The organism is Streptomyces sp. 150FB, from assembly GCF_000818195.1.
Lineage (GTDB): Bacteria > Actinomycetota > Actinomycetes > Streptomycetales > Streptomycetaceae > Streptomyces.
In genome coordinates this window covers 1,494,332-1,501,055 of the sequence record NZ_JTHL01000001.1, presented here as the reverse complement: position 1 = coordinate 1,501,055, position 6,724 = coordinate 1,494,332, and the positions used below count along the sequence as shown (strand labels likewise).

The 6,724-nt window shown below is 72.7% G+C and carries 6 protein-coding genes and 1 pseudogene; 3 read left to right on the top strand and 4 right to left on the bottom strand.

Going from position 1 to position 6,724, the window contains the following annotated elements:
- A pseudogene (locus QR77_RS43255) lies at positions 1–371 on the bottom strand (C4-dicarboxylate ABC transporter); the annotation flags it as partial.
- Positions 372–441: 70 nt separating this feature from the next.
- Between QR77_RS43255 and QR77_RS06060 the strand changes: the two are divergent.
- On the top strand, positions 442–1,368 hold the full coding sequence (locus tag QR77_RS06060) for a LysR family transcriptional regulator (RefSeq protein WP_040020128.1): 927 nt from the start codon (positions 442–444) through the stop codon (positions 1,366–1,368).
- Here QR77_RS06060 and QR77_RS06055 read toward each other — a convergent pair.
- The gene (locus QR77_RS06055; RefSeq protein WP_078876500.1) at positions 1,270–2,319 is read right to left on the bottom strand and encodes a helix-turn-helix domain-containing protein; all 1,050 of its coding nucleotides are present in this window, start codon (positions 2,317–2,319) and stop codon (positions 1,270–1,272) included. The genes QR77_RS06060 and QR77_RS06055 overlap by 99 nt on opposite strands.
- 71 nt (positions 2,320–2,390) lie before the next feature.
- On the opposite strand from QR77_RS06055, the gene QR77_RS06050 reads away from it, so the two are divergent.
- Positions 2,391–3,281, top strand: a complete 891-nt coding sequence (locus QR77_RS06050; RefSeq protein ID WP_040020127.1) for an NAD-dependent epimerase/dehydratase family protein — start codon at positions 2,391–2,393, stop codon at positions 3,279–3,281.
- A 181-nt stretch (positions 3,282–3,462) separates the two neighbouring features.
- The gene (locus tag QR77_RS06040; protein WP_040020124.1) at positions 3,463–4,434 is read left to right on the top strand and encodes an aminoglycoside phosphotransferase family protein; all 972 of its coding nucleotides are present in this window, start codon (positions 3,463–3,465) and stop codon (positions 4,432–4,434) included.
- Here QR77_RS06040 and QR77_RS06035 read toward each other — a convergent pair.
- Together QR77_RS06035 and eat are read right to left on the bottom strand one after the other, a co-directional pair.
- A complete protein-coding gene (locus QR77_RS06035) occupies positions 4,403–5,083 on the bottom strand; it encodes a gamma-glutamyl-gamma-aminobutyrate hydrolase family protein (RefSeq protein WP_040020123.1) in 681 nt (226 codons plus the stop codon). The genes QR77_RS06040 and QR77_RS06035 overlap by 32 nt on opposite strands.
- 76 nt (positions 5,084–5,159) lie before the next feature.
- Entirely contained in the window at positions 5,160–6,590 is a 1,431-nt protein-coding gene (gene eat, locus QR77_RS06030) for an ethanolamine permease (protein ID WP_040020119.1), read from the bottom strand.
- Between the last annotated feature and the right edge of the window lie 134 nt (positions 6,591–6,724).

Below are 6,724 nucleotides of genomic sequence, written 5' to 3'. Positions count from 1 at the left end.
CCGTAGAAGGGCGCGACCGCCGGATCGAGGAGATGCGCCCGCGCCTGGTCGCGGTGGTACGCCCAGTGGCAGGCGCGGGCGGGGAGCAGGACGGCGAGTGCCACCACGGACACCGCCCACACCGCCACGCAGCCGGTCCGGAGCCCGGGGACGGACGCGGGCAGGGCGGCGCCCGCTGTCGCGAGGATCGAGGTGCCCATCACGGCGGCGTACCAGTTGGGGCCGAGGTGGCGCAGCGAGGGGAGCCGTCGCGCGCCGACAGTGCCACCGGGTCCAGTGGTGTCAGCCGGGTCAGAAGGGTCGGAGGAGTCGGGAGGGTCCGAAGAGCCAGGGGGATCGGCGGGGGAGCGGGGGCGTGCCACGGTGGCCATGGCTCTACCTTCCCGGCTGTATACAGTCCTCACCAGACCCCGGGCTTCTATGAGGCCATAGGCTGGACTTATGGCCGAAGCCCCTGCCCCTCTCTCCCGGCGCGTGCCCGACCTCGGCGCGCTCGAACTGCTGCTCGCCGTCGCGCGTCTCGGAAGCCTGGGCAGAGCCGCCACCGAGGTCGGCATCACCCAACCGGCGGCAAGCAGCCGGATCCGCGCGATGGAACGCGTTCTCGGCGTCGCCCTGCTGGACCGCTCACCGAGCGGCTCCCGGCTCACCGACGCCGGGACCCTGGTCACCGGCTGGGCCAGGCCCGTCATCGAGGCGGCCCAGGCGTTCGACGCCGGAGCGCAGGCGCTGCGCGACCGCAGGGACTCGCGGCTGCGCGTCGCCGCCAGCATGACGATCGCCGAATACCTGCTGCCCGGCTGGCTGGTCGCGCTCCACGGCAGACTCCCCGGCACGGCGGTCTCGCTGCACGCGGGCAACTCCGCCGTCGTCGCCGAGCGGCTGCTCTCCCGCGAGGCGGACCTCGGCTTCGTCGAGGGCCTCACCATGCCGGAAGGGCTCGACTCCACCGTCATCGGCCATGACCGGCTGCTCGTCGTCGCCGCACCCGGCCATCCGTGGGCCGCCCGTGATACCCCGGTCACCCCGGGCGAACTGGCCAGGACCCCGCTGATCCTGCGCGAACCGGGCTCAGGCACCCGCGAGGTCCTCGGCGCCGCGCTCGCCGCGTACGGCGGCCTCGCCGAGCCGCTGCTCGAACTGGCCTCAACCACCGCGCTCAAGGCGGCGGCCGTGAGCGGGATGGGACCCTGCGTCCTGAGCGAACTCGCGCTCGGCGAGGAGTTGTCGGCCGGGCGCCTGGTGAGCGTGGCGGTGGACGGTGTACGGCTACGGCGTGACCTGCGCGCGGTCTGGCCGGCCGGCGGCATGCCCGCGGGCCCGGCGCGCGACCTGCTCTCGCTGACCCGGCGAGGGATCGACGGCTAGCGTCTTGTCACCCGGCCCGGGCCGGGTGACCGACCTGCTGAAGCTCGCGCGATAGGCCGTGGGCGTGAGCCCCACCCGGCCGGTCATGTGCTTGCGGAGGGAGTCCGCGCTGCCCAGACCGCTCTTCCTGGCCACCTGATCCATCGGCAGCTCGGTGGTCTCCAGCAGCTCCCTGGCCCGGTCGACGCGCCGGTGCAGCAGCCATTGGAGCGGGCTCAGTCCGGTCTCCGCGTGGAAGCGCCGGCTGAGGGTGCGCACGCTCGTCCTGGCATGACCGGCCAGGTCGCCCAGGGTGAGCGGGCGATCCAGGTGTTCGAGCGCCCAGGCCCGAGTGGGGGCGAGCGAGGTGCCGCGCTCCGGCGGCAGCGGCGTCTCGATGAACTGGGACTGCCCGCCCGGCCGTACGGGAGGGACCACAGCGAGCCGCGCGGCCGTGTTGGCGACCGCAGCGCCGTAGTCGATTCGGACCAGATGCAGGCACAGATCGATGGCGGCGGCGGCTCCCGCCGAGGTGAAGATCCCGCCGTCCTCGACAAAGAGGAGGTCGGGCTGCACATCGACGGACGGGAAGCGGGTGGCGAGGTCGCCGGCCAGCCCCCAGTGGGTCGTGGCGCGCCGCCCGTCGAGCAGGCCGGCCTGGGCCAGTACGAAAGCACCCGTACACAGGGAGGCGATCCGCGCGCCGGTCGCCGCCGCTTTCCGCAGGGCGTCGAGGGCTTCCGCGGGAGCCCGCTCGCCGCCGCTGCCGACAGCGATGACCGTGTCGGCGCCCTCGACCGCTTCCAGGCCGTCCGGCACCACGATGTCGGGGCCGCCGACGGTCGGCATCGGGCCGGGCCGCGCCGTACAGACGCGCACGTCGTAGTCCGGAACGCTGTTGAACACCATGAGCGGGATCGAGACGTCGAAGCTGAGCACGGGCGGCACGACAACTGCGACGACGCGGTGCATGGCCAGAACCTCCGGAGGGTTGGCATTCTGGCCAGTATCGTACGAGGTGGTGGCGCGGCACCGTTGTCAGCATGAAATCTCATGTGATCGTGGGTCGCGGCGCCGCCGCTTCGAAGACCGCTCTGCTGCTGGCCGAGGACGGCGAACGGGTACGGATGATCAGCCGGACCGGCGGCGGGCCCGACCATCCGCTCATCGACAGGGTCGCCGCGGACGCGACCGACACCGACCGGCTCACCGGACTGACGGAGGGGGCCGACACGCTGTTCACCACCGCCGCGCCGCCCTACCACCTCTGGCCGGAGCGGTTTCCGATCCTGTCGGAGTCGCTCCTGAACGCGGTGAAGCGGACCGGGGCCGCGTACGTCATGCTCGGCAACCTCTACGCCTACGGGCCCGTGAACGGGCCGATCACCCCCGACCTCCCGCTGGCCGCGACCGGCCCCAAGGGGCGGGCCAGAGCGCGGGTGTGGGAGGAAGCCGCCGCCTCAGGGGTGAAGGTCACCGAGGTGCGGGCCGCCCAGTTCTACGGCGCCGGCGCCTTCTCGGTGTTCAGCCTCATGGTCCTGCGGCAGGTCCTGGAAGGGCGGCTGGTCCTGGTGCCGCAGGAACTCGACGTGCCGCACAGCTACTCGGCGATCGGTGACACCGCACGCACGCTGGTCGCGGCGAGCCGCGACGAGCAGGCGTACGGAAGGGCCTGGCACGTCCCCACCTCGACCCTGTCGGTCCGGGAACTGGCCGTGCGACTCGCCGAACTCGCGGGGGCACCGGAACCGCGGATGGAAGAGCTGACCGAACGCGATCTGACCCTGCTCGCGTTCACCGAGCCGTTCTGGGCGGAGTTGCACGAAGTCCTCACCCAGCCCGGCCAGCCGTTCGTCATCGACGACTCGGAGACCGAGAAGGTACTCGGCGTGAGCGCCACCCCGGCGGACGACGTGCTCCGGGAAGTGATCTAGAACGGCTCGTCAGGCGGCCTCGGCCGGGTGTCCGGTCCACGAACGGATCGGTGAGGCGGGCACGAAGTTCGGCTTCGGGCCGGCCGCCAACTCGGCCTCGATCCAGTCCAGTCGGGAGCCAGGGGCCGGCAGGTCCCGATAACCGGTTGGCCGGTGCGCCCGGGACCGCCAGGATGCGGTGATGGACATCACCGCACCGCCGGCCACCGGCGTACGACTGCCCTGGGCCGGTCTCCCCGCGACCGTCAGACACGCGGTCGAGGACATGCTCGGCGCACCGGTCACCGGAGCGGTGACGCAGCACGGCGGTTTCTCGCCGGGGGTCGCCTCCCGGCTGACCCTGGCCGGCGGGCGGCGCGCCTTCGTCAAGGCGGTGAGCGCCGACACCAACGCCGACAGCCCCGGGATGCACCGCAGGGAGGCCGCCAACACGGCCGCCCTGCCGCCGGGGACCCCCGCGCCCCGGCTGCTCGGCACGTACGACGACGGCACCTGGGTCGTGCTGGCCTTCGAGGACATCGAAGGGCGGCAGCCCCAGGTGCCCTGGCGCGCCGACGAACTGCACCGGGTCCTCGAAGCGGTCGCGTCCCTGTCGGAGCGGCTCACGCCGTGCCCGCCCGGGGCGCGGCCCGTCGCCGCCGCCATGGCCACGATGTTCGGCGGCTGGCAGCGGCTCGTCGACGCGGGCGCGGCGGACGGCCCGGCCGCAGGCCGCCTCGACCTCTGGGCGCTGCGCCATCTCACGGCGCTCGCCGAGATCGCTTCGGGATGGCCGGAGCCCGCCTCCGGCGACACGCTCGCGCACTGCGACCTGCGCGCCGACAACATGCTCCTCACCCGGGACCGGGTGGTGTTCGTGGACTGGCCGCACGCCCGCAGCGCCGCGCCCTGGTTCGACCTGGTGATGATGCTGCCGAGCGTGGCGGCGCAAGGGGGACCCGACCCGGAGGAGCTGTTCACGGGACACCCGTCGGCCGCCGGCGCGGACCGGGCGGGGGTGACCGCCGTACTGGCGGCGGCCGCCGGCTACTTCCTGGAAGGGTCGCTCGGGCCGCCGGTCCCGGGCATCCCGACGCTGCGCGCCTTCCAGCACGCCCAGGGCGTGGCGGCGCTCCGCTGGCTCAGGAAGCGGCTCGGACCAGCGCTGCCATGACCCGGGTGTCGTCGGCCATCTCCGGATGCCACTGGACACCCAGCACCCACTGGGGGTCGGGCAGTTCGACCGCCTCCACCGTGCCGTCGGCCGCGTACGCGGAGACGGTCAGCCCCGCGCCGAGGCGGTCGACCGACTGGTGGTGCTGCGTCGGTACGGTGAACTCCTCGGGCACCAGGGCGCCGTAGCGGGTGCCGGGCACCGGCTTGACCGGATGCTCGCCGAAGGTGCCCACGGTCGCCGAGACATGGCCCTCGATGTGCTGCACGAGCGTGCCGCCCAGCGCGACATTGAGCAGTTGGAGCCCCCGGCAGATCCCCAGCAGCGGGGTCCCCGAGGCCAGCGCCGCTTCGATCAGGGCCAGTTCCCAGGCGTCCCGCTCGCGCGCGGGCGGGCCCGTGCGGGGGTGCGGCTCGGCTGCGTACCGTACGGGCTCCACATCGGGCCCGCCCGCGATCACCAGCCCGTCGAGGCGCGCCACCACCCCGGCGGCGGCGGCCGGGTCGTCCGGCGGGAGCATCGCGGCGAGGCCGCCCGAGCGCTGGACGAGCCGGGGGTAGCCGACGGGCAGCAGCGCCGCCGGCAGATCCCAGGTGCCCCAGGCCGCTGACTCCTCCAGATAGGTGCTGATGCCGATGAGCGGCTTCACAGTGCGATCCTCCGACGTTCCGTGATGTGCGTATACGTGTCTGCGCGTGCGTGTCTTCGTGCCCGCGCGTCCGATATCAGTCTGCTGCCAGCTCGGCCTCGGCCGCCGCCAGGGCCGCGAACTCCTCCTCGGGGGCCGCCGCCACCAGCCGGTGCCTGCTGTAGAAGGCGAAGTAGGCGACGGCGACCGCGTAGACGCCGAGCGCGATGAAGGCCGCCTCCTTGTCCACCAGGAAGGTCGCGACCAGCGCGAACAGCGCCAGGACGAACGCCACCCCCGAAGTGATCATGCCGCCTGGTGTGCGGTACGGGCGGGCGAGACTCGGCTCGCGGCGGCGCAGCACGAGGTGGGAGAGGGCCATCAGGGCGTACGAGATGGTGGCGCCGAACACCGCGACGTTCAGCATCCGGCCGCCGTCACCGCTCACGGCGGCGAGCGTGAAGCCGATGGCCCCCGGGATCAGCAGCCCCGGATAGGGGACTTTCCGGCGGCTGGTGAGGGACAGGAAACGCGGCAGATAGCCCGCGCGGGAGAGCGCGAAGAGCTGCCGGGACCCCGCGTAGATGAGCGAGAAGAACGAGGCGACGAGCCCGGCGAGGCCCGCGTAGTTCACGAAGCGGCTGAGCGGTGTCGGGCCGCCGTCCCCCTGGAGCGCGACGACCAGCGGGTTGCCCGCCTCCCGTACGGCGGCCGAGCCCTGCGCACCGGTCGTGGCGAAGAACGTGAGCAGGGCCAGCAGCGCCAGCACGCCCATGGAGAGGGACAGCGCCCTCGGCATCGAGCGCACCGGGTCCTTGGCCTCCTCGGCGGCGAGCGGTACCCCTTCCACACCGAGGAAGAACCACATGCCGAACGGGAACGCCGACCAGATGCCCAGCAGCCCGAACGGCAGCCAGGAGTTCGAACCGAACGCCGACGTGTCGACGGGTATGTCGGTGAGACCGCCCGCGTCGAACTCGGTGAAGGCGGCGACCGCGAAGATCAGCAGCGCCGCCACGGCGAAGGCGGTCACCACGAGGCTGAAGCGCAGCGCCTCGCCCACGCCCCAGAGATGGATGCCTATGAAGATCACGAAGCAGGCGAGATAGACCGGCCAGCCCGCCGTCAGGCCGAAGAGGTGGAGGGACTCGACGTAGTCGCCGATGAACAGCGAGATCGCGGCCGGCGCCAGGATGTACTCGATGAGGATCGCCGTACCGGTCAGGAAGCCGCCCCAGGTGCCGAGCGCGCGCCGGGCGAAGCCGTAACCGCCGCCCGCGGTGGGCAGGATCGCCGACAGTTCGGCGAGCGAGAAGACCAGGCAGGCATACATCACCCCCATCAGCAGCGTGGCGATCGCGAGACCGCCGAAACCGCCTTGCGACAGGCCGATGTTCCAGCCGGAGAAGTCCCCGGAGACTACGTAGGCGACGCCGAGGCCGGTGAGCAGCAGCCAGCCGGCGCTGCCACGGCGCAGGGTGCGGCGCCCCAGGTAGTCGGCGTCCTCGGTGGTGGTGCTGTCGGACATGGGCAGCTCCTGCCTCTGGATGGTGCCGGATGTGCCTGCAAAGGTGTGGGGCCACACCATTGCGGCCATGACGGCTCCGCGCAAGACCGCGTGCCCAGCAGTGCGGGCCTGAGCGGGGAGTGCCGGACAGGGCC